Here is a 22021-nt window from a genome sequence, read left to right on the forward strand (position 1 = left end):
AACAGAAACACATACACACATCACTACGTTCCGGTGATGACATAACAAGGCAACCCGGACGGTTGTCGCTCGACATTTTGGAGAATTTGAATGGCAATTAGCACACCGATGCTGGTGACATTTCTCGTTTATATATTTGGCATGATCCTGATAGGGTTTTTGGCATGGCGTTCAACAAAGAACTTTGACGACTACATTCTGGGCGGGCGTAGCTTAGGGCCGATGGTCACCGCACTCTCTGCGGGCGCGTCCGACATGAGCGGCTGGCTGCTGATGGGTCTGCCGGGGGCGATTTTCATCTCCGGTATTTCTGAAAGCTGGATCGCCATTGGCCTGACCGTCGGGGCATGGATCAACTGGAAGTTGGTTGCAGGCCGTCTGCGCGTGCATACCGAAGCCAACAACAATGCGTTGACCCTGCCGGATTACTTCACCGGACGCTTTGAAGATAACAGCCGCGTGCTGCGCATTATCTCTGCGCTGGTTATCCTCGTGTTCTTCACCATCTATTGTGCCTCTGGCATTGTGGCCGGTGCGCGCCTGTTCGAAAGCACCTTCGGCATGAGCTATGAAACGGCGCTGTGGGCTGGTGCTGCGGCAACCATTCTCTATACCTTCGTGGGCGGTTTCCTGGCCGTAAGCTGGACTGACACCGTGCAGGCGAGCCTGATGATCTTCGCTCTGATCCTGACGCCAGTCATTGTCATCTTCACCGTCGGCGGCTTTGCTGATTCGCTGGAAGTGATTAAGCAGAAGAGCATTGAAAACGTCGACATGCTGAAAGGGCTGAACTTTGTCGCCATCGTTTCGCTGATGGGCTGGGGTCTGGGCTACTTCGGTCAGCCGCACATTCTGGCGCGCTTCATGGCCGCTGACTCTCACCACACGATTGTTCATGCCCGTCGTATCAGTATGACGTGGATGATCCTCTGCCTGGCGGGTGCCTGTGCGGTTGGTTTCTTCGGCATCGCTTACTTCAACAATAACCCGGCGCAGGCAGGTGCAGTAAACCAGAACGCCGAACGTGTGTTCATCGAACTGGCGGGCATTCTGTTCAACCCGTGGATTGCCGGTATTCTGCTCTCCGCGATCCTGGCGGCCGTGATGTCCACCCTGAGCTGCCAGCTGCTGGTCTGCTCGAGTGCAATCACCGAAGACCTCTACAAAGCGTTCCTGCGTAAAGATGCGAGCCAGAAAGAGCTGGTATGGGTGGGGCGTTTCATGGTGCTGGTGGTGGCCTTAATTGCCATTGCGCTGGCGGCAAACCCTGAGAACCGCGTGCTGGGCCTGGTAAGCTACGCGTGGGCGGGCTTTGGTGCGGCGTTTGGTCCGGTGGTGCTCTTCTCGGTGCTGTGGTCGCGCATGACCCGCAACGGCGCGCTGGCGGGGATGATTATCGGTGCGCTTACCGTTATCGTCTGGAAGCAGTTCGCCTGGCTTGGTCTGTACGAAATTATCCCGGGCTTCATCTTCGGCAGTATCGGCATTGTGGTGTTCAGCCTGCTGGGTAAAGCGCCTTCTGCCTCAATGCAGAAACGTTTTGCTGAAGCAGACGCACACTATCACACTGCACCGCCGTCTAAGCTGCAGGCTGAGTAATCTTTTTCGCTGATAGACAGGCCGGGTAAGCGCGCGCGCTACCCGGCTTTTTTCTTGCCAAAATCCGCAATTTACGATGATATCGCTGTGCTTATAACAATGAGGATAGCGAAGCATGACAATCAAAACAGGGGTAATGGCAGCGGCAATATTGATGCTGGCGGGCTGCAGTGTGCCGTCGCAACACGCGGCGATGGAGACCTGCAAAGCGGATAACCAGATGCAGCAAACCACGCTCTATTTCGGGCTAAACCGTCCCGCAGGGGCGCAAATCACCACCGGCGAGTGGCAGCAGTTCGTTGACCAGGACGTGACGCCGCGTTTTCGCGATGGCCTGACGGTCTTTGATGCGCGCGGGCAGTGGCTGGGTAACGACGGGAAAGTGGCGCGTGAACCGAGCAAGGCGCTTATGCTGATCCACGGTAAAGATGCGCAGAGCGAGAAGAATATTGAAGCGTTGCGGGGTATTTATAAATCACGCTTCGCGCAGGAGTCGGTGATGCGGGTCGATCAGCCGGTGTGCGTGCAGTTTTAATGAAAAACGGCGGGAGAACCCGCCGTTATCGCTTACAGCACCAGCCCTGCAAAGCTGGCGGACAGCAAACTGACCAGCGTCGCGCCATACACCAGACGTAAGCCAAAACGTGATACCACGTTTCCCTGTTGCTCGTTCAGGCCTTTGATCGCCCCGGCCACAATGCCGATAGAGGCAAAGTTAGCGAACGACACCAGGAAAACGGACAAAATGCCCAGTCCGCGTGGTGACATCTGATGCGCAATTTTTTGCAGCTCAATCATTGCCACAAATTCATTTGCGACCAGCTTGGTTGCCATAATACTGCCGGCATTCAACGCGTCGCTCAGCGGAATACCGACCAGCCATGCCAGCGGGTAAAATACATAGCCCAGGATCTGCTGGAAGCTCATACCAAATACGCTGGAGAAGAGGGCGTTAACGGCGCTAATAAGGGCAATAAAGCCAATCAGCATCGCCAGAATAATCATCGCCACTTTAAAACCGGCCAGAATATACTCGCCAAGCATTTCGAAGAAGCTCTGGGACTCGTGCAGCTTTTCAAGCTTGATGTCCGGCTCTGCTTCCGGGCGCGCCGGGTTGATAATGGAGAGAATAATAAAGGTGCTGAACATGTTCAGGATGAGTGCGGCAACGACAAATTTGGCGTCGAGCATGGTCATATAGGCACCGACAATCGACAGAGATACCGTCGACATGGCCGTGGCCGCCATGGTGAAGAGACGACGAGAGGAGAGGTCGCCCAGTACACCCTTGTAGGCAATAAAGTTTTCAGACTGTCCGAGGATCAGCGAGCTCACCGCGTTGAACGATTCCAGCTTACCCATGCCATTCAGTTTTGACAGCAGTGTCCCGATCACCCGAATAAAAATCGGCAGAATTCGCCAGTGCTGAAGAATACCAATCAGTGCGGAGATAAAAATAATCGGGCAGAGTACGCCGAGGAAAATGAACGCCAGTCCTTTTTCACCCATCCCGCCAAAGACGAAATTGGTGCCTTCAGCCGCGAATTTCAGCAGTGACTCAAAGAATCCCGAGACATATTTAATAATGAACAGCCCGCTTTCGGCATGCAGGAAAAAGAACGCCAGGGCTATTTCAATGACAATCAGCTGTAAAACAAAACGAATGCGAATTTTTCGGCGGTCGAAACTCACCAGCCAGGCAAGCGCAAGAATAATCACCAGCGCCAGCAGGAAATGGATAATGTTGAACATGGATAATTTTCAGTTGGTTTTTGAGGCAGATATTTAGCCACAGCCCTGATTAACCGTAAATGGGCATTTTCGCTATAACTTATAAACTTAACGATAACGCCAGCAATTATTACCAGGCTGGGTGTTTACAACTCGTCATCAAAACAACACACATTTCGCTTGTTTTTCTTGCTGGCGTAATGATAATCACTATCACAAGAATTTACCTTTCTTTGCATCAGTTGACCGCGATAAACATTTAAGGTGTCGGCATGTTTGTTCCATTTCTCATTATGTTACGCGAAGGTCTCGAAGCGGCCCTCATCGTCAGCCTCATCGCCAGTTATCTGAAGCGAACCCAGCGTGGACGCTGGATCGGTGTCATGTGGATTGGGGTATTCCTCGCCGCAGCACTCTGTCTGGGCCTTGGCATTCTTATCAATGAAACCACCGGTGAGTTTCCCCAGAAAGAGCAAGAGTTGTTTGAAGGGATCGTGGCCGTCATTGCCGTGGTAATCCTCACCTGGATGGTGTTCTGGATGCGTAAAGTGTCCCGCAACGTGAAGGTGCAGCTGGAGCAGGCGGTGGATAACGCTCTGCAAAAGGGCAATAACCACGGCTGGGCGCTGATCATGATGGTCTTTTTCGCCGTGGCGCGGGAAGGGCTGGAGTCGGTTTTCTTCCTGCTGGCGGCATTTCAGCAGGATGTGGGGATCTGGCCACCGCTGGGTGCGATGCTGGGTCTGGCCACTGCGGTGGTGCTGGGCTTCCTGCTCTACTGGGGCGGCATTCGCCTTAACCTGGGTGCGTTCTTTAAATGGACCAGCCTGTTTATTCTGCTGGTGGCCGCTGGGCTGGCGGCGGGAGCGATCCGCGCTTTCCACGAAGCGGGCCTGTGGAATCACTTCCAGGAAGTGGCGTTCGACCTCAGTAACGTGCTCTCAACGCACTCCCTGACCGGTACCTTGCTCGAAGGTATTTTTGGTTACCAGGAAACGCCGAGCGTCAGCGAAGTGGCGATGTACTTTATCTATTTGGTTCCGGCGCTGGTGCTGTTTGCCATGCCGCCGCGCACCGGCACTCAGACGTCGCGCGTTGCGCCGTAATCTGACTGCATTAGTTACAACATACTTTTAAAGGGAAGAGTCATGGCAATTCAGTTCCGTCGTAGTGCGTTATGCGCAGGCATTGCCGCGCTGTTCGCTTCAGCATTTTCCGCCTGGGGCGCGGATGTTCCGCAGGTCAAGGTTTCGGTCAATGATAAGCAGTGCGAGCCAATGACCATCACGGTCAACAGCGGCAAAACCCAGTTTATTATTCAGAACCACAGCCAGAAGGCGCTGGAGTGGGAAATCCTGAAAGGCGTCATGGTGGTGGAAGAGCGTGAAAATATCGCGCCGGGCTTTAGTCAGAAGATGACCGCCAACCTGCAGCCGGGTGAATATGAGATGACCTGCGGGCTGCTGACGAACCCTAAAGGCAAGCTTATCGTGAAGGGTGATGCCACGGCCGACGCCGGAAAAGGCACGGCCCTGTTGAGCCTGGGTGATGCGATTACTGCTTATAAAGCGTATGTCATCAAAGAGACGGCGGACCTGGCTACCGGTACCAAAGCCTTCACTGATGCAGTAAAAGCGGGCGATATCGCGAAAGCGAAATCCCTGTATGCGCCAACCCGTCAGCATTACGAGCGTATTGAGCCGATTGCCGAGTTGTTCTCTGACCTGGATGGCAGCATTGATGCCCGTGAAGATGATTTTGAGCAGAAAGCCGCCGACCCGAAATTTACCGGCTTCCACCGTCTGGAGAAAGCCCTGTTTGGCGATAACACTCTCAAAGGGATGGATAAATATGCCGATCAGCTGAACAGTGACGTGCTTGAGCTGCAAAAACGCATCAGTGAGCTGGCCTTCCCGCCATCAAAAGTGGTGGGCGGTGCCGCGGGTCTGATTGAAGAAGTGGCGGCCAGTAAAATCAGCGGTGAAGAAGACCGTTACAGCCACACCGACCTGTGGGACTTCCAGGCGAACGTCGATGGCGCGCAGAAAATTGTCGATCTGCTGCGTCCTCAGCTGCAGAAAGATAACAGCGAGCTGCTGGCGAAAGTGGATGCCAACTTCAAAAAAGTCGACACCATTCTGGCGAAGTACCGTACCAAAGACGGGTTTGAAACCTACGATAAACTGACCGATGCCGACCGTAACGCGCTGAAAGGCCCGATTACCACACTGGCGGAAGATCTCTCCCTGCTGCGTGGCGTACTGGGTCTGGATTAAGCACGATGAACAAGCAGAATGAACACGACGTGGTGGAACCTTCACGTCGTCGATTGTTAAAAGGAGTAGGGGCGCTGGGGGGCGCCCTTGCTCTGGCCGGAGGGTGCCCGGTGGCGCATGCGGCGAAACCGCAAAGTGCTCCCGGCACGCTGTCACCCAATGCACGCATGGAGACGCAGCCTTTTTATGGTGAGCATCAGTCGGGCATTTTGACACCACAGCAGGCCTCCATGATGCTGGTGGCTTTTGATTCGCTGGCAAGCGATAAAGCCGATCTTGAGCGTTTGTTCCGCCTGCTGACGACGCGCATCGCGTTTCTCACCGCCGGTGGTCCGGCGCCGGACACGCCTAACCCGCGTCTGCCGCCGATGGATTCCGGTATCCTCGGGGCATTTATCGCTCCGGATAACCTGACGATAACCGTTTCGCTCGGTGAGTCGCTGTTTGATGCGCGCTACGGGCTGGCAAAACAGAAGCCAAAAGCGCTGCAGAAAATGACGCGTTTCCCGAATGACTCTCTGGATGCTGCTCTCTGCCACGGCGATCTGCTCCTGCAAATTTGCGCCAACACCCAGGATACGGTGATCCACGCGCTGCGCGACATCATCAAGCACACGCCGGACCTGCTGAGCGTTCGCTGGAAGCGGGAAGGGTTTATCTCTGACCATGCCGCCCGCAGCAAAGGGAAAGAGACGCCCGTAAACCTGCTGGGCTTTAAAGACGGCACGGCCAACCCGGACAGCCGTAATGATCCGCTCATGAAAGAGGTGGTCTGGGTGACGGCCGATCAGGGCGAGCCGGCATGGGCTGTGGGGGGAAGTTATCAGGCGGTGCGGATTATTCAGTTCCACGTGGAGTTCTGGGACCGTACGCCGCTCAAAGAGCAGCAGACGATTTTTGGCCGCGATAAACAGAGTGGCGCTCCGCTCGGGATGAAGAACGAGCATGATGTGCCTGACTACGCCAGCGATCCGAATGGCGATGTCATCGCGCTGGACAGCCATATCCGCCTGGCCAATCCGCGTACCAAAGAGACACAATCCAGCCTGATGATGCGTCGGGGATATAGCTATTCACTTGGCGTAACCAACGCCGGCCAGCTCGATATGGGGCTGCTGTTTGTGTGCTATCAGCACGACCTGGAGAAGGGCTTCCTGACCGTACAGAAACGCTTGAACGGGGAAGCGCTGGAAGAGTACATTAAACCCATCGGCGGCGGTTATTTCTTTGCCCTGCCTGGCGCACGCGATCGCAACGCCTATCTCGCTCAAGGGTTGATTGAAGCCTGATAATTGTCCCTGCGATAATTCGCGGGGACATTATTTTTTCATATGCCTGTCCTGCTGTTATATTTCTGTAATATTCCTGTATGAGACTGATTTCCACTGTAGGGACAGTCTTAAAGTTACGTTCAGGTAAAATAAATGTTGCATTTATGATAACTCCTGATGTACTTAAGATAAGACAGCGGTAGTTCCCGGCAGTGATGCTGAATCACTATGGAGATCGCGAATGGTTGCGTCCTGTACTGGACATGGTAAACACAACACCCGCAGCACCCGGCGCGGAGGCTCAGACTCCGGCAGCGATTTCCTCACCACAAAATTATCCCCCTCGACTCAAGAATCTCTTTCGACCGACGTGCAGAATGGTGCGCGTAGCCGTTCTGTTGCGTCATCCGGTAAAGCAAGCAATGGCTTACAAGGAAGCCAACCCTCTGATGTTCGTGCGCATAATCGTGCTGAAACTGGCACGTGTGATGAATACCAACAACTCAAGGTGCTATCCATGGGAAGACAAAAAGCAGTGATCAAAGCTCGTCGCGAAGCAAAACGTGTGCTGAGACGGGATTCACGTAGCCATAAACAGCGTGAAGAAGAATCGGTCACCTCGCTTGTGCAGATGAGTGGCGTAGAAGCAATTGGCATGGCCCGAGACAGCCGTGATAATTCTCCAATTGTGGCGCGCAATGAGGCTCAGGCGCACTACCTGAATGCTATCGAGAGTAAACAGCTCATCTTTGCAACCGGCGAAGCCGGATGCGGGAAAACGTGGATCAGTGCAGCCAAAGCGGCAGAGGCGCTGATCCATAAAGACGTGGAGAGAATTATTGTCACCCGTCCGGTACTGCAGGCTGATGAAGATCTTGGCTTCTTGCCCGGAGATATTTCAGAGAAGTTTGCCCCTTACTTCAGGCCCGTCTATGACGTGCTGGTGAAACGTCTGGGAGCATCCTTTATGCAGTACTGTCTGCGACCAGAGATTGGCAAGGTGGAAATCGCGCCGTTCGCTTATATGCGCGGACGTACATTTGAAAATGCGGTCGTCATTCTTGACGAGGCTCAGAACGTGACCGCAGCGCAAATGAAGATGTTTTTAACGCGCCTCGGGGAAAACGTGACGGTCATCGTCAATGGTGATATTACCCAGTGCGATCTGCCATCGGGCGTGAAGTCCGGACTGAGCGACGCCATGTCACGTTTTGAGGAAGATGAGATGATTGGGGTGGTACGCTTCACGAAAGAAGACTGCGTGCGTTCAGCGCTCTGCCAGCGCACTCTGCAAGCGTACTATTGAGTTACCCGTTGTGTTCAAAGCCCGGGAAACCGGGCTTTGTTTTTTGTGCGGGCGTCCTGTCCGGGGAATATAAAAGAAAAAAGCCCGTACTTTCGTACGCGCTCTCATCTTGAATATGGCGGTGAGGGGAGGATTGACTCGCTTCGCTCGCTCTGCGGGCAGCCTGTTCGCTGCGCGCTCAGTCTGTCCAACTGGCTGTCGCCCGTTGTCGAACCCCGGTCGGGGATTCTCATCCCCCCTGTCCGGAGGATATAAAAGAAAAAAGCCCGTACTTTCGTACGAGCTCTTATCTTAAATATGGCGGTGAGGGGGGGATTGACTCGCTTCGCTCGCCCTGCGGGCAGCCTGTTCGCTGCGCGCTCAGTCTGTCCAACTGGCTGTCGCCAGTTGTCGAACCCCGGTCGGGGATTCTCATCCCCCCTGTCCGGAGGATATAAAAGAAAAAAGCCCGTACTTTTGTACGAGCTCTTATCTTGAATATGGCGGTGAGGGGGGGATTCGAACCCCCGATACGTTGCCGTATACACACTTTCCAGGCGTGCTCCTTCAGCCACTCGGACACCTCACCATATTGTTTTGCTGCCTGACCGCTTGGGGGGCAACGGGGCGCTACTATAGGGAGTTGCGCTAAAACGGTCAAGCAGATTTTCTGCTTTAGTGCTTGTTCGGTTAAGCAATAATCAGCTCCACGTCTTTTTGACCGTGGAGCCGGTGATTAACGCTGTGAATCGAGCACTTCGCTGTTTTTGACCACCTCTTGTGCTCTGGTATAGCTTTCGATCAGCAGCTGATAGGCAGGGAAGATATGGGTATACACTTCAGCCCACTCGGCTGCATCTTCCCGGTTCCATGTCCGCTGGATCTCAGAGGCAACCGCCGCGGTATCCATTGGTACCACCCCGGCCTGGACCACGCGCGCCAGGGTGATCTCCTGAGCCATTTTGCTGTAGGTGCCGGAGGCATCAATAACCGCAAACACTTTATAACCCTCCGCGACTGCGCTAATAGAGGGAAACGCCATGCAGACGCTGGTGATGGTGCCGGCAATGATCAACGTTTTGCGCCCGGTGGCGTTCACCGCAGCCACAAACTCCGGGTTATCCCAGGCGTTGATCTCACCTTTACGTGGAACGTATTGCGCATGTGGCGCATTAGCGTGGATCTCCGGAATAAGGGGGCCATTCGGTCCCTGTGGAACAGAAGCGGTGGTGATCACCGGGATCTTCGCCAGGGTAGCGATTTTTGCCAGCGCCGCAGCACGTGCGCGCAACTCTGGCATTGGCATATCCCCCACGGTCTGGAAAAGTCCGCTCTGGTGATCGATAAGCAACATCACCGCATCGTTTACATCAATAACCGGGCGTGAGCCGTTAAAATTTGCAGGTGCAGACATCTTCTTCTCCTTTATTACCATCAGATCTGGCCGAAGCGGCCGGAGTTGAAATCACGAATGGCTTCCGCGATTTCGGTTTTACTGTTCATCACAAACGGCCCATAGCCCACGATGGGTTCATTCAACGGCTCGCCGGCCATCAGCAGGACTTTGGCATCGAGGCTCGCTTCCAGATGGAGTGTGTCGCCTTGCTGGCTTAATACAACCAGCTGTGCCTCGCCTGCCTGGGCTGTTCCGTTCACCGTAATGGTGCCTTCCATCACAACCAGCGCCGTGCTCCAGCCCTCCGGCTGACTGAGCGTGAGATGGCTACCCTGATTGAGCGCGATGTCCCAGACGTTTAGCGGCGAAAAGGTGTGCGCGGGGCCTGCAACATCCTCGTAGCGACCTGCGATAACCCGCAGCGAGCCGCTGTTATCCGGCAGCGTGACCACAGGGATATCCGCCTTAGTGATGCTCTGGTAGCCCGGCGTCGCCATTTTGTCTTTGGCAGGTAGGTTGACCCACAGCTGCATCATTTTCAGTTCACCGCCTTTCTGCGAGAACGCGCTGGAGTGGAACTCCTCGTGCAAAATGCCAGCGCCCGCCGTCATCCATTGCACGTCCCCGGGGCCTATTACGCCGCCTCTGCCGGTAGAATCGCGATGTTCAACTTCGCCGGAATAGACGAGGGTGACCGTTTCGAAACCCCGGTGCGGATGCTCGCCGACGCCGCGCTTTGCCCCATCCGCCGGGAAGGTGTATGGCCCGGCGTAGTCCAGTAGCAAGAACGGGCTGAGCGGCTCGCCGTGTGTCTGGTAAGAAAACATTGAACGTACCGGGAAACCATCACCAACCCAGTGTTGACGGGGAGCGGTGTACACGCCTGTTACGTTTTTCATGATGAACTCCTGAAGCGTTGTTGATGTAATTAGCTTATATTCAGCGTTAATATCCCGGTAGATAGTGAAAATGGCATTCACTGTTCTGAAAATAGAACGATGAGGATTTATGCAGGATCTCAATGACTTCGTCTGGTTTGTGAAGGTGGTCGACTACGGTGGTTTTGCTGCAGCGGGGCGTGCGCTCGATTTGCCGAAGTCCCGGCTAAGCCGCCGGATAGCTCAGCTGGAAGAGCGGCTTGGCGTACGGTTAATACATCGTACAACGCGGCAGTTTACGGTGACAGAAGTTGGCCAGACCTTCTATCAGCACTGTAAAGCGATGATGGTGGAAGCAGAAGCTGCTGAGGAGGCGGTGGCCGCGTTACAGGCTGAGCCGCGCGGTATTGTCAGGATCACCTGTCCGATAACATTGTTGCATGTCCATGTTGGCCCGATGCTGGCGAGATTTATGGCGCGCTATCCAGGGATCGCGCTGCAGCTTGAGGCAACCAACCGGCGAGTAGACCTGGTGGGGGAGGGGATTGATGTCGCGATCCGTGTGCGCCCGCGTCCGTTCGATGACAGCGATCTGGTGTTAAGGGTACTGGCGGACCGGGGACATTGTCTGGTCGCCGGACCGGCGTTGATACAGCGGATGGGTAAACCGTTGGTGCCCTCTGAACTCAGTGCCTGGCCTGGATTAAGCACGAACGAGGGTAAACACATCCATAAATGGGAACTGAGTGGACCCGAAGGGGCGAAGGCGGAAATCCATTACCATCCTCGCCTGATCACTACCGATATGCTGGCACTGCGTGAAGCGGCTATAGCGGGTATCGGCGTGGTGCAGCTGCCGATATTGATGGTGAAAGATCAGCTTGCGTCAGGGGACCTCATTCGCGTACTTGATGCCTGGGAGCCACGACGTGAGGTGATTCATGCTGTGTATCCTTCAAGACGCGGGTTACTCCCGTCTGTCAGGGCACTGGTGGATTTTCTTACCGAAGAGTATGCGCGGATGGTGGAAGATTAATCTTTCCCTCTCCCCTGGAGCGAGGGTGAGGATCTTACACCACACAAGGTCTCATGTTGCGCGGGCGGAGAATATAAAAGAAAAAAGCCCGTACTTTCGTTCGAGCTCTCATCTTAAATATGTCGGTGAGGGGGGGATTGACTCGCTTTGCTCGCCCTGCGGGCAGCCTGTTCGCTGCGCGCTCAGTCTGTCCAACTGGCTGTCGCCCGTTGTCGAACCCCGGTCGGGGATTCTCATCCCCCCTGTCCGGGGAATATAAAAGAAAAAAGCCCGTACTTTCGTACGAGCTCTCATCTTGAATATGGCGGTGAGGGGGGGATTCGAACCCCCGATACGTTGCCGTATACACACTTTCCAGGCGTGCTCCTTCAGCCACTCGGACACCTCACCATATTGTCATCCCGTTGTTGCCGGGACGGGCGCTAATGTAAGGAAAAGCCGAACTGGCGTCAACTCACTTTTTCAGTAAATCAGCGCATTTAGACAAACTTCAGTCAACATGGCTTTTAAATGTGCTGAAAGCGTCTTTTTTATCAACAACGCGGTGGCGGGAAAAATTTGTTATGCTGGCAATCCAGTTGAAAATGAACACAAAACAGCGCAATAAAAGGCAGGAATGACTATGGATATAATCTTCTATCACCCCACTTTTGATACTGCTTACTGGATTAAGGCACTTTCGGCGGCGTTGCCCGGGGCGCGCGTGCGTGAGTGGAAACGTGGTGATAACGAACATGCTGACTACGCGCTGGTCTGGCATCCGCCGGTAGAAATGCTCCAGGGCCGTAAACTGAAGGCAGTTTTTGCGCTGGGCGCCGGCGTGGATTCGATTCTGAGCAAACTGAAAGCACACCCTGAAATGCTGCCGGAAGAGATCCCTCTTTTCCGTCTGGAAGATACCGGCATGGGACAGCAAATGCAGGAGTATGCTGTCAGCCAGGTGCTGCACTGGTTCCGCCGCTTCGACGACTATCAGGCATTAAAACAGCAATCCCACTGGGAACCGCTGCCGGATTATCAGCGCGAAGATTTTACCATTGGTATCCTAGGGGCTGGCGTGCTCGGCTTAAAAGTCGCTGAAGCACTTGCCCCGTGGGGCTTCCCACTGCGTTGCTGGAGCCGTAGCCGCAAGGATTATCCGGGCGTAGAAAGTTTTGCCGGCGCTGATGAGCTTCCTGCGTTCCTGAACGGTACGCGCGTGCTCATCAACCTGCTGCCAAATACGGCCGAAACGGTGGGGATTATCAATGGTGCACTGCTTAATCAACTGGCTGACCAGAGTTACGTAATGAACCTGGCACGCGGGGTACACCTTGTTGAGTCCGATCTGCTGCAGGCGCTGAACAGCGGAAAACTGAAAGGGGCGATGCTGGATGTGTACAGCCGCGAGCCGTTACCGGCAGAAAGCCCGCTGTGGGCACATCCGCGTGTGGCGATGACGCCGCACATTGCAGCGGTCACGCGTCCGGCGGAAGCTGTGGCCTATATTACCCACACCATCAGTGAGATGGAGCAGGGCCATCCGGTAACCGGACAGGTCGACAGACAGCGCGGCTACTGAGTGAAACCCGGCGTTAGCCGGGTTTTTGCTAATATTCGCTGCAGATAACTGCTATCCTTTGGAAAAACCGCAGAGGAGAGAAAGATGTATCCCGTTGACCTGCATATGCACACCGTCGCCAGTACCCACGCGTATAGCAACCTCCATGATTATATCGCGCAAGCGAAACGCAAGGGCATTACGCTTTTTGCGATTACCGATCACGGCCCGGACATGGCAGATGCGCCGCACTACTGGCATTTTGTGAATATGCGGATCTGGCCACGTCTGGTGGACGGTATTGGGATACTGCGCGGTATCGAGGCAAACATTAAAAATACAGACGGTGAAATCGACTGCACCGGACCGATGCTGACCTCTCTGGATCTGATCCTTGCCGGTTTCCACGAGCCGGTTTTCGCGCCGCAGGATAAAGAGATGAACACCCGAGCGATGATTGCTGCTATAGCCAGCGGCAACGTGCACATTATTTCTCATCCGGGTAATCCTAAATACCCGATTGATATCGAGGCTGTTGCCAAGGCGGCAGCGAAACACCGCGTGGCGCTGGAGATCAATAACTCTTCTTTTGTTCACTCGCGTAAGGGCAGTGAAGCAAACTGTCGCGCCGTGGCAGCTGCAGTACGGGATGCCGGCGGCATGGTGGCGCTGGGTTCCGATTCCCATACCGCGTTTACGCTGGGTGATTTTAGTGAATGCCTGAAAATACTGAATGACGTGGATTTCCCGGAAGACAGGATCCTTAACGTTACCCCACGCCGCATGCTTGATTTCCTCGAGTCACGCGGAATGGATCCGATTGATGAATTTGCCGATCTTTAATTGTGTAATGGAATAAAAAAATGAATGAGTTTTCCATCCTTTGCCGCGTGTTGGGTACGCTGTTCTATCGTCAGCCGCAAGACCCGCTGCTGGTTCCACTCTTTACCCTGATTCGTGAAGGGAAACTGGCGCAAAACTGGCCGCTGGAACAGGATGAGTTGCTGGAGCGTCTGCAAAAAAGTTGCGATATGCAGCAGATTTCAACGGATTACAACGCACTGTTTATTGGCGACGAATGCCGCGTTTCGCCGTACCGTTCAGCCTGGCAGGAAGGGGCGACGGAAGCGGAAGTGCGCACGTTTCTCTCTGAACGCGGAATGCCGCTGACGGATACCCCTGCGGACCATATCGGAACGTTGCTGCTGGCTGCATCCTGGATTGAAGATCACGCCGCTGATGATGAGAACGAGGCTATCGAAACGCTCTTCGAAGCGTATCTGCTGCCGTGGTGCGGTACTTTCCTCGGCAAAGTTGAAGCACATGCGACCTCGCCGTTCTGGAGAACGCTGGCTCCGCTGACCCGCGACGCCATTGCGGCAATGTGGGATGAGCTGGAAGAAGAAGAAGAAGAGTGATTTAGATCACATAAATTCTGCAACCATACATTTCATCTTGCACGGAATGTGCATCTGATCTCATTTCCATGGCGCGCTTCTGCTAAGATGCGCGCCATGAACATATTACTGTGTATCGCATTAACGACAGGCATTCTCTCCGGACTATGGGGATGGGTGGCGGTCTCTCTCGGGTTGCTCAGCTGGGCCGGGTTTCTGGGCTGTACGGCCTACTTTGCCTGCCCGCAGGGCGGCGTAAAAGGGCTTTTTATCTCTGGCTGTACCCTGATGAGCGGTGTTATCTGGGCACTCGTGATTATGAAGGGCAGCGCGTTGGCCCCGCATCTGGAGATCCTGGGCTATATCATGACCGGCGTAGTCGCGTTTTTGATGTGTATCCAGGCAAAGCATATGCTGCTGTCGTTTGTACCCGGTACCTTTATGGGCGCATGCGCGACGTTTGCAGGGCAGGGGGACTGGGCGCTGGTGCTTCCCTCGCTAATGCTGGGCTTGGTGTTTGGCTATGCTATGAAGAACAGCGGCCTCTGGCTGGCTGCCAGACGGGATAAAGCGCAAAACATCACTGCGGTAAGCGAATAAAAAAAGGCGAGATGATGATCTCGCCTTTTTTATGCGCTTCCTGTCAGGATTCCGGAGGCACTGACATATCGCGGTATTTAACCAGTATCGGGTTTTGCGCCTCTGCTTTGTTCTGCAGGTCCCACAATCCACGATCGATACCATCATTAATCAGGAAGATTACCCCGGTTTCTATGGCTGACATCAGACACATCATGACCGGTTCGTTAGAGGTATACCCGATTTCACCCTCCAGCAAACGCTGGTAATCGATGAAGCGGAAAACCCCGGCCTGCACTTCATAAGAAAGAATGGTTTTGCTGGTCGTTACCGAAGAGAGCACTTCACCCGTGCTGACGTTGACGACACGCAGGTTTACGGCGATTTGGTCGAGCTGATATTGCGTATCAGCACCGATACCAAAGTAACGCGCGCCCACACCACCCGATTTAACGTTGCTTTCATAACCGATAATCGATCCCTCGATCATGACGTTCGCCGCGGCCAGTGATTCCAGCGGCATGCGGTTATTATTCGCGACGGTGCCATTTTCCTGCGCAGCGCGAATAATTTTCCGTTCATTTAACAGGTTCTGCAGACCCTGACGTTCCAGAGGAATAAACCAGTGCGAATCCTTCAGGGCGGTCACCAGCATGGCGGTGGCGCTCTGTGGCACTGCCGTAGAGAAGTTACTTGCCGGATAAGGTTTAAATTGTCCCGTTTCATCCTGAATGTTGTAAACCGAGACAAATATTTTACCGGTCGGCGCAGGTAAATGTGTTAAATCACGATAGCTTTGAGCCCGAGGCATTAATGTTGGTTTTGCAGCTTCTTTAGGTGGAGCAGTTAAACAACCGCTCAATAAGCACACTGCAACAAATATCAGGAAGCGCTGCATGATCGTTGTCCTTATTTCGTTGTTGTTTAAAAGTTCGTTGAATCACTTTGTAGACCGGAAACCTGAATGGTGGAGGTTTTCCCGGTTTTTCGATCGGTAACGTTCAACTGGAGTTGTCCGTCCTTGTTGGCGATGTCGACAATGAAGTCGTTGGTCACCATTCGGCCGGGTTTGCCGGTATTAATGTTGGTCAGCAACCCTCCCAAAATCTGCGACTGGATAGCCTGCGTGAAGTTGTCCAGTGCCGATGGGGTATCGACGCTAAAATCCTTAAAGCTGGGATCCTTATAGGAGTTTTGCGCCTGGGCTTCGTTCAACAGAAACGCCCCATTATTGGGATTACCGCCAAAGTTAGGGTTACGGAACTGGAACGTCATATTTCCGGCCCAGCTTATAGGGGTTATTAGCATTATCGAAACAACTGCATATGCAATACGCATGACAGCCTCCGGATATAGGTTCGCTAGAATTCGTCTTTTGCTAAATCGCTGGTGCTTAATAGCGCTTTATCAATTTGCAGGCGATTAATAGCATCTTCTGATTGAGCCAGTGCTAAGGCTACGTTTTTATCGAAGTCTATTTTCGTGGGGAATAAAAATGTTTGATAAATAACGTCCTGATTAGCCGTTATTGTTATCCAACTTCCCCATCGTGCACTGGGCCGCTCGTTGATTGTTATATTTCCAGTAAATGTACTGTCCCATTTGTCACTGAATGCACGATAAAAATTGTGCCCGACCGAGGAGACAGTGTGGTCTGTTAACAATCCGGGAACTTCTACCTCGACGGCCCGTACGTTCCCGGCAGCGAGCATGAAACTCGCTGCGGCGATCCAACTCAACGTGCGTTTCATTTGATTAACGCCTGAGGTTATCGTTTGCCCATGAAACAGCCTGAGTTCGGTTCTTAACAGCTATCTTCTTGAAAAGATTATAAAGGTGCGTCTTTACCGTATTTTCGCTGATAAATAACGAACGGGCGATTTCAATATTTGAAGCACCAATGCGCAATTTGTTCAGGATCTCTTTCTCACGGTGCGTTAGCAGCGCTGACTCTGAACTGTTATAGCGGTAATTTCCGGAGTGCGTGATGAGGTAGCTGGCAAGTTTTTGCGAAAAATAACACTCGCCGCGCAATATACCCTGCAGACCTTCGACCAGCCGATCTTCTTCTTCCGTGATATAGAACACACCATTGATATGTGGCCAGCTTTCAATATCTCTGAAGGGATACTCATCAGGGGTATTCAATAATAACACGCGGATATTATTGTTTTTCCTGCTTAAATTATCTTGCCAGTAATGGATAAGCTTTTTATCCGCTTCCATCATATCAATCAGAATGATACTGCCAGGTGCAATATCATCAAAAGAACGTTGAATATTATGTAATTTCCCGTGCAGAGACAGCGATTGCTTTAAATGTTGTAATAAAGCGGTCGCTTGCAACGAAGGTTTTGTGATCAACAGTAACGTATGACCATGTAAACTTTGGACTTCATTATACATGATGAAACCCCACTTTTTTATGACACCTGACAGCGGTCCTCCAGATAAAAAAGAGGACCCCAGAAGTACTGACAGATGTTGCACTGCTGTGTGAAGAAAAAAAACCATAACCTCCAGCAGGAGGTAAATATAAAACAAATTTCGTACATCTGATTTCAATCTAGCTATTACTAACTTTAAAGCAAGTGTTAAACGTGTAACAGGATGTAAAAATCAATATTAATTTGTGAAAATGGACTCTTTTAAATGTTGTGGAATGATAAGAAAGTTGTACATATAAATAACCCTGCACAGATTTTAAAAATCATACAAATATTTATAATCATTTGATTTTTATGAATATTAATTATTTATTTCTTCCCGTAAAGAGGTATGAGTCACAGAGATTTTCTAAGTCCTGGAATGAACGGTGCTGCGTCTTAAGAAAACAGGTCTCGTGTCACGTGTTGTGTAAAATGTCCTCCTGGCGTTTCGTTTAGCGTCCGTTGCATGGGGGCTTTACCCCTCTCGTCCCGCTGCACAATCGATTATTAAGAAAAGCTTAATAGAAAAATAAGAACCCCGGTCTATAACGTTTTTTTGCATGGAATTACTACTTTGAGGTGACGTCATAAATAAAAATAAGCCACGCGGGTGAGATATTTAAAATGTTTCGGCAGACATACTCATCACCGTAACGACGCGTTAACAAATTACGAGTCGTTCTAACACGAAGTCACAGTAACAAGGTTATGGCGTTATCAAATAGCCAGGTCCAGGGTGACAACATGAAAAATACATCGTTATTTATGATGTTTACATTACTGGGTGCGCCTGGATTTGTAATCGCGGCTGATTCAGATTTGGCTAACGCTGAATATAACTTCACGGTTAATGAATTAAGTCGTTCATCATTAAATCAGGCAGCCATTATTGGTCAGCAGGGCATGTTAAATGATGCTCAGGTTCGCCAGGACGGGTCAAAATTATTGTCCATTGTTTCTCAGGATGGAGCAGGCAACAGAGCGAGAGTTGATCAATCAGGGACTTATAATATTGCCTGGATCGATCAGAGCGGTAGCGCGAATGATGCAGGTATTACGCAAGATGGATATGGTAATAGTGCGAAAATTATCCAAAAAGGGTCGGGTAATAGAGCAAATATTACGCAGTACGGTACGCAGAAAACCGCAGTTGTAGTGCAGAGACAGTCGCAAATGGCGATTCGCGTTATTCAGCGTTAGTTATTTAGCGGCGACTTTAATCAATCCGATGGGGGTTTACCATGAAATTTATCAAAGTGGCAGCAATTGCAGCAATCGTAGTTTCTGGTAGTGCTATGGCCGGTAGTATTAATCAAGGCGGTTGGGGTAACGGGCATGGCCACGGTGGTCATGACAGTGGTCCAAATTCAACGCTGAGCATTTACCAGTACGGTGGCGGTAACTCGGCTCTCGCTTTGCAAACCAGTGCGAGAAATTCCACACTGACCATTAATCAGAGTGGCGGCGGTAACGGTGCTGACGTTGGTCAGGGCTCTGATGACAGCTCAATTAGTCTGACTCAGAATGGTTTCGGTAACAGCGCAACGCTTGACCAGTGGAATGGTAACCACTCGGTGATGAACGTTAGCCAGTACGGTGGTGGCAACGGTGCTGCTGTTGATCAAACCGCATCCGGATCCACTGTGACTGTTCAGCAGGTTGGTTTTGGCAACCACGCGACTGCACATCAGTATTAATTTCCAGTCTGTGCTACAAAAAACAGGGCATTTGCCCTGTTTTTTTTCGGGAGTTCATCATGAATACCTTAATTCTCCTCGCGGCGCTTTCCAGTCAGATCACGTTTAAAACATCGCAACAGGGAAATATGACCACCATTATTCCGCAGGTTATTCTGACGGAACCGTGTGAATGTCAGGTGCAGATTGTCTCTTTGCGACAGGGGCAGGGGGGGCAAAGTTCTTCACGGCAACAAAACACACTTTTTATTCCCGCTAATCAGACGATTGATTTAATGCGGCTGAGTTTAAATATAGATTCCGGAGACAAGGTGAACATTACTGTCACCGTCTCTGACGGGAAATCGCTTCATTTATCACAGCAATGGTCCCCGGCGGGAAGTGCGCTCTAATGATTATGAAATCAAGACGTTGTGGATATGGCGGGCGTGCGCGGTTGAGCTATGCTGTTATCAGGAGCTGTGCAGTGCTGTTCCATAACGTGATGCTTCGTTTGCCCTAGCGGAGCGCGTTTACCCCTCAAGGACGACTTTCATTGAGGAGTACATATAGTGACCAAATATTTAGCCCGACGGGTTTATGGTTTAGGTTTGATCCTCTCTGCATTTATTACTCCCGCTTTTTCAGCCACGATTGTCGACGGTGGTGTGATTCATTTTCGCGGCGCTATTGTCGCAGACCCCTGCGTGGTCACACCGCATCATGACGCGTTTGCAATGACATGCCCGGATAATAATCGGATGCAAACGCGCAGGGTCAGCTATGAAGATGTACTTAACGGTCAGGTCAACGATTCCAGCCTCGCAACTCTCAGCATGAAGTACCTTAATCCCGAAAAAACGCTCGCGGTTGTTCAAATTCAGTATCGTTAATTCTCGCTCTTCCGCTCCCCGGCGGAAGAGGTTTTTCCCCGATAGTTTTTTATCCATACCTCCTCTGCGATACACTTAAGAAAAAGGCGGGTAGCAGAGGGTACGTATGAAACCGCAAATTGAAGTCATTCATGGCGATATTACGACGATGCACGTCGACGTGATCGTTAATGCGGCCAATCCATCACTGATGGGCGGGGGCGGTGTTGACGGCGCAATCCACCGGGCTGCAGGACCGCAGCTCCTTGAGGCCTGTAAAGCTGTGCGTCAGCAGCAGGGTGAATGTCCTCCGGGTCATGCGGTGATTACCCTCGCGGGAGATCTTCCTGCCAAAGCGGTGATTCACGCTGTGGGGCCAGTATGGCATGGCGGCGATCGGCATGAGGCGAGTATTCTGGAGGAGGCGTACCGCAACTGCCTGCGCCTGGCCGCGGATAACGGCTATAAGACGATGGCTTTTCCGGCTATCAGCACTGGGGTATACGGATATCCAAAACCTGCCGCTGCCACGATCGCGGTAGAGACCGTTTACCGATACCTCTCCCTCAAGCCGATGCCTGAGAAGGTAATTTTTGTCTGTTTCGACGAAGAAACCACGCACCTTTATCAGCGGCTTCTCACGCAGCGTGGACAGGACGTAGAGAGCTAAAACAAACGCGGCGCACTGAGTGCGCCGCGTTTGTTTATGAGGCTTTAGCCTGTGGTTTTCCTGAAAAGAGGAAACGCAGGAGCGGGATCCGCAGATGGATTTCATAGAGCACGATGGCAATCCCAATCACAAAGACCAGTCCGGTAAAGAAACCCAGCGTGTTGGACGCAATATGTGGCGTGATATAAGCGCCGAAGAACAGCGTCAGCGGGTGGTGCACCAGGTAAATAAACAGTGAAGCATTGACGAAGTAGGTCACGCGGCTGGACTTAAAGTTCAGCAAGCGGTGTCCCAGCGCGAAGACCACATTCACCATCCACAGACCCAGCAGCATGGTGATCACGCTTTCTGTTTCATACATCCAGCCATCGCCGCTGCCATAGCGCTGATTTAACAGATAGGCCGCAAACGCGATAGCGGCACCCAGGGCGCACCATGGCGACGGGGTGGTAAACAGCGATTTAAGTTTGGGGTGAATAAATGCCAGCGCACCGGCTAAAAAGAAGGGGATGTAAAACAGCGACTGCATCACGACGAAATTGAACAGTCCGTCACTCAGTATCGGCGGATACACGATAAAAAGCGTGCGTCTCACGGCCGCATAGGCGATACCCAGCAGCAAAAAGAGCAGAGACAGTTTACCCAGCGTAATATTGGCGAAGAAGGTATCGGCCTGGGTACTCAGGCGATGGCGCAGGCGGCTGAAAATGACCAGGCTGACCGTGGTGAGCACCACCAGGACCAGCAGGAACCACAGGTGAGACACCAGTTCCCAGACCAGGGTATTGTACTTTTCATACAGCGTCAGATTTGGCCAGTTTTCCGCCTTGCCTTTGACGTACTGCAACATAATAAACTGCGGCAACGTCAGCAGGGGAATGGCGGTCAACATCGGAATGCCCACACGCTCCACGCGCACTTTCCACCAGCGTTTTACCGGGTAGCGTAAGAACAGCATGTAGGAGAAATAGCCGGATATGACAAAAAACACCTGCATACGAAAGGCATGGATAAAGTCATTAAACAGCGTGAGCCACCAGGAAGGCATCTGGCTATTCACATGCCAGGTGTGGCTGGAGTAAATCAGTGAAATGTGAAAGGGGATCCCCAACAGCATCAGCCATGCCCGGATCGAGTCGAGGAAATATTCACGTTCTACAGGTGTTGAGCTCATATAACTTTGTGCATTCTCAGACTTTTCGCCTTATCCCTAAGACTCATAATGGTTACATTCGAAGCCAACCCTACACCAAGACCGACACCCTGTCTCCAGGATAAGCACGCAAAGTGAAAAGCGGGTTCTTTCATTTGCTTAATCCATGAGCCAGCGAGCTGAACAAAGCAGTGATAATGTTGTCGGATTGCCTGAGTTTCCATTAAAATGGA

General features: G+C 52.2%; 24 protein-coding genes, 2 tRNA genes and 2 other RNA genes. 16 read left to right on the forward strand and 12 right to left on the reverse strand.

Annotation, left to right across the window (positions count from 1 at the left end; genetic code table 11):
• The first annotated feature begins 90 nt into the window (after positions 1-90).
• Together putP and JTA15_RS03790 are read left to right on the forward strand one after the other, a co-directional pair.
• The gene (gene putP, locus JTA15_RS03785) at positions 91-1599 is read left to right on the forward strand and encodes a sodium/proline symporter PutP (protein ID WP_020884712.1); all 1509 of its coding nucleotides are present in this window, start codon (positions 91-93) and stop codon (positions 1597-1599) included.
• A gap of 115 nt (positions 1600-1714) precedes the next feature.
• Positions 1715-2134 carry a DUF3574 domain-containing protein gene (locus JTA15_RS03790; RefSeq protein WP_219372889.1) on the forward strand — a complete coding sequence of 140 codons (420 nt, stop codon included), beginning with the start codon at positions 1715-1717 and terminating at the stop codon, positions 2132-2134.
• 32 nt (positions 2135-2166) lie between these two features.
• Here the strand turns inward: JTA15_RS03790 and JTA15_RS03795 are convergent, their stop codons facing one another.
• Positions 2167-3351 carry a NupC/NupG family nucleoside CNT transporter gene (locus JTA15_RS03795; protein WP_014169507.1) on the reverse strand — a complete coding sequence of 395 codons (1185 nt, stop codon included), beginning with the start codon at positions 3349-3351 and terminating at the stop codon, positions 2167-2169.
• A gap of 251 nt (positions 3352-3602) precedes the next feature.
• On the opposite strand from JTA15_RS03795, the gene efeU reads away from it, so the two are divergent.
• From efeU to phoH, 4 genes are all read left to right on the forward strand, one after another.
• Complete coding sequence (efeU, locus tag JTA15_RS03800) at positions 3603-4436, forward strand: iron uptake transporter permease EfeU (protein ID WP_020884710.1); 834 nt, start codon at positions 3603-3605, stop codon at positions 4434-4436.
• 42 nt (positions 4437-4478) lie between these two features.
• Positions 4479-5606 (forward strand): iron uptake system protein EfeO, encoded by a 1128-nt coding sequence (efeO, locus tag JTA15_RS03805; protein WP_063858501.1) that lies wholly within the window; start codon positions 4479-4481, stop codon positions 5604-5606.
• A 5-nt stretch (positions 5607-5611) separates the two neighbouring features.
• Complete coding sequence (gene efeB, locus JTA15_RS03810) at positions 5612-6895, forward strand: iron uptake transporter deferrochelatase/peroxidase subunit (RefSeq protein ID WP_020884708.1); 1284 nt, start codon at positions 5612-5614, stop codon at positions 6893-6895.
• Between the two features lie 499 nt (positions 6896-7394).
• Positions 7395-8183, forward strand: coding sequence for a phosphate starvation-inducible protein PhoH (phoH, locus tag JTA15_RS03815; RefSeq protein ID WP_024908976.1), 789 nt, complete (start codon positions 7395-7397; stop codon positions 8181-8183).
• Positions 8184-8481: 298 nt separating this feature from the next.
• On the opposite strand, the gene JTA15_RS03820 is transcribed toward phoH, so the two are convergent.
• From JTA15_RS03820 to JTA15_RS03835, 4 genes are all read right to left on the reverse strand, one after another.
• Positions 8482-8619, reverse strand: a non-coding RNA gene (locus JTA15_RS03820) — RtT sRNA.
• A gap of 44 nt (positions 8620-8663) precedes the next feature.
• A tRNA-Ser gene (locus JTA15_RS03825) sits at positions 8664-8751 on the reverse strand.
• Between the two features lie 147 nt (positions 8752-8898).
• A complete protein-coding gene (locus JTA15_RS03830) occupies positions 8899-9576 on the reverse strand; it encodes an isochorismatase family protein (protein ID WP_044860179.1) in 678 nt (225 codons plus the stop codon).
• A 20-nt stretch (positions 9577-9596) separates the two neighbouring features.
• Positions 9597-10457 (reverse strand): pirin family protein, encoded by an 861-nt coding sequence (locus JTA15_RS03835; protein WP_153852255.1) that lies wholly within the window; start codon positions 10455-10457, stop codon positions 9597-9599.
• Positions 10458-10566: 109 nt separating this feature from the next.
• Here JTA15_RS03835 and JTA15_RS03840 point away from each other — a divergent pair, with 109 nt between their 5' ends.
• Positions 10567-11472, forward strand: a complete 906-nt coding sequence (locus JTA15_RS03840; protein WP_014169514.1) for a LysR family transcriptional regulator — start codon at positions 10567-10569, stop codon at positions 11470-11472.
• 120 nt (positions 11473-11592) lie between these two features.
• On the opposite strand, the gene JTA15_RS03845 is transcribed toward JTA15_RS03840, so the two are convergent.
• Together JTA15_RS03845 and JTA15_RS03850 are read right to left on the reverse strand one after the other, a co-directional pair.
• Positions 11593-11730: non-coding RNA, RtT sRNA (locus JTA15_RS03845), on the reverse strand.
• Positions 11731-11774: 44 nt separating this feature from the next.
• Positions 11775-11862, reverse strand: a tRNA-Ser gene (locus tag JTA15_RS03850).
• 232 nt (positions 11863-12094) lie between these two features.
• On the opposite strand from JTA15_RS03850, the gene ghrA reads away from it, so the two are divergent.
• The 4 genes from ghrA to JTA15_RS03870 all read left to right on the forward strand — a co-directional run bounded on the left by ghrA (position 12095) and on the right by JTA15_RS03870 (position 15009).
• The gene (ghrA, locus tag JTA15_RS03855) at positions 12095-13033 is read left to right on the forward strand and encodes a glyoxylate/hydroxypyruvate reductase GhrA (RefSeq protein WP_183516461.1); all 939 of its coding nucleotides are present in this window, start codon (positions 12095-12097) and stop codon (positions 13031-13033) included.
• An 84-nt stretch (positions 13034-13117) separates the two neighbouring features.
• Complete coding sequence (locus tag JTA15_RS03860; RefSeq protein ID WP_219372890.1) at positions 13118-13855, forward strand: phosphatase; 738 nt, start codon at positions 13118-13120, stop codon at positions 13853-13855.
• A gap of 20 nt (positions 13856-13875) precedes the next feature.
• Positions 13876-14430, forward strand: coding sequence for a molecular chaperone (locus JTA15_RS03865; protein ID WP_219372891.1), 555 nt, complete (start codon positions 13876-13878; stop codon positions 14428-14430).
• A 96-nt stretch (positions 14431-14526) separates the two neighbouring features.
• Positions 14527-15009: a DUF1097 domain-containing protein gene (locus JTA15_RS03870; RefSeq protein WP_073395898.1), complete on the forward strand. Its 483-nt coding sequence runs from the start codon at positions 14527-14529 to the stop codon at positions 15007-15009.
• A 43-nt stretch (positions 15010-15052) separates the two neighbouring features.
• Here the strand turns inward: JTA15_RS03870 and csgG are convergent, their stop codons facing one another.
• The 4 genes from csgG to csgD are packed head-to-tail and all read right to left on the reverse strand — an operon-like array spanning position 15053 to position 17394.
• Positions 15053-15886 carry a curli production assembly/transport protein CsgG gene (csgG, locus tag JTA15_RS03875; RefSeq protein WP_014169519.1) on the reverse strand — a complete coding sequence of 278 codons (834 nt, stop codon included), beginning with the start codon at positions 15884-15886 and terminating at the stop codon, positions 15053-15055.
• Between the two features lie 26 nt (positions 15887-15912).
• Positions 15913-16326, reverse strand: coding sequence for a curli production assembly/transport protein CsgF (gene csgF, locus JTA15_RS03880; protein WP_020884701.1), 414 nt, complete (start codon positions 16324-16326; stop codon positions 15913-15915).
• 23 nt (positions 16327-16349) lie between these two features.
• Positions 16350-16739, reverse strand: coding sequence for a curli production assembly/transport protein CsgE (gene csgE / locus JTA15_RS03885; RefSeq protein WP_020884700.1), 390 nt, complete (start codon positions 16737-16739; stop codon positions 16350-16352).
• A gap of 4 nt (positions 16740-16743) precedes the next feature.
• Entirely contained in the window at positions 16744-17394 is a 651-nt protein-coding gene (csgD, locus tag JTA15_RS03890; RefSeq protein WP_020884699.1) for a biofilm master transcriptional regulator CsgD, read from the reverse strand.
• Positions 17395-18161: 767 nt separating this feature from the next.
• Here csgD and csgB point away from each other — a divergent pair.
• From csgB to ymdB, 5 genes are all read left to right on the forward strand, one after another.
• Positions 18162-18617 carry a curli minor subunit CsgB gene (gene csgB, locus JTA15_RS03895; RefSeq protein ID WP_020884698.1) on the forward strand — a complete coding sequence of 152 codons (456 nt, stop codon included), beginning with the start codon at positions 18162-18164 and terminating at the stop codon, positions 18615-18617.
• A gap of 41 nt (positions 18618-18658) precedes the next feature.
• Complete coding sequence (csgA, locus tag JTA15_RS03900) at positions 18659-19114, forward strand: curli major subunit CsgA (RefSeq protein ID WP_014169524.1); 456 nt, start codon at positions 18659-18661, stop codon at positions 19112-19114.
• Between the two features lie 59 nt (positions 19115-19173).
• Positions 19174-19506 carry a curli assembly chaperone CsgC gene (gene csgC, locus JTA15_RS03905; protein WP_014169525.1) on the forward strand — a complete coding sequence of 111 codons (333 nt, stop codon included), beginning with the start codon at positions 19174-19176 and terminating at the stop codon, positions 19504-19506.
• Between the two features lie 159 nt (positions 19507-19665).
• The gene (locus JTA15_RS03910; protein ID WP_014169526.1) at positions 19666-19986 is read left to right on the forward strand and encodes a hypothetical protein; all 321 of its coding nucleotides are present in this window, start codon (positions 19666-19668) and stop codon (positions 19984-19986) included.
• A gap of 106 nt (positions 19987-20092) precedes the next feature.
• Positions 20093-20635 (forward strand): O-acetyl-ADP-ribose deacetylase, encoded by a 543-nt coding sequence (ymdB, locus tag JTA15_RS03915; RefSeq protein ID WP_014169527.1) that lies wholly within the window; start codon positions 20093-20095, stop codon positions 20633-20635.
• 34 nt (positions 20636-20669) lie between these two features.
• On the opposite strand, the gene mdoC is transcribed toward ymdB, so the two are convergent.
• A complete protein-coding gene (gene mdoC / locus JTA15_RS03920; RefSeq protein WP_014169528.1) occupies positions 20670-21809 on the reverse strand; it encodes a glucans biosynthesis protein MdoC in 1140 nt (379 codons plus the stop codon).
• Between the last annotated feature and the right edge of the window lie 212 nt (positions 21810-22021).

Source organism: Enterobacter sp. BIDMC 29 (genome assembly GCF_019378755.1).
Lineage (GTDB): Bacteria > Pseudomonadota > Gammaproteobacteria > Enterobacterales > Enterobacteriaceae > Enterobacter > Enterobacter ludwigii.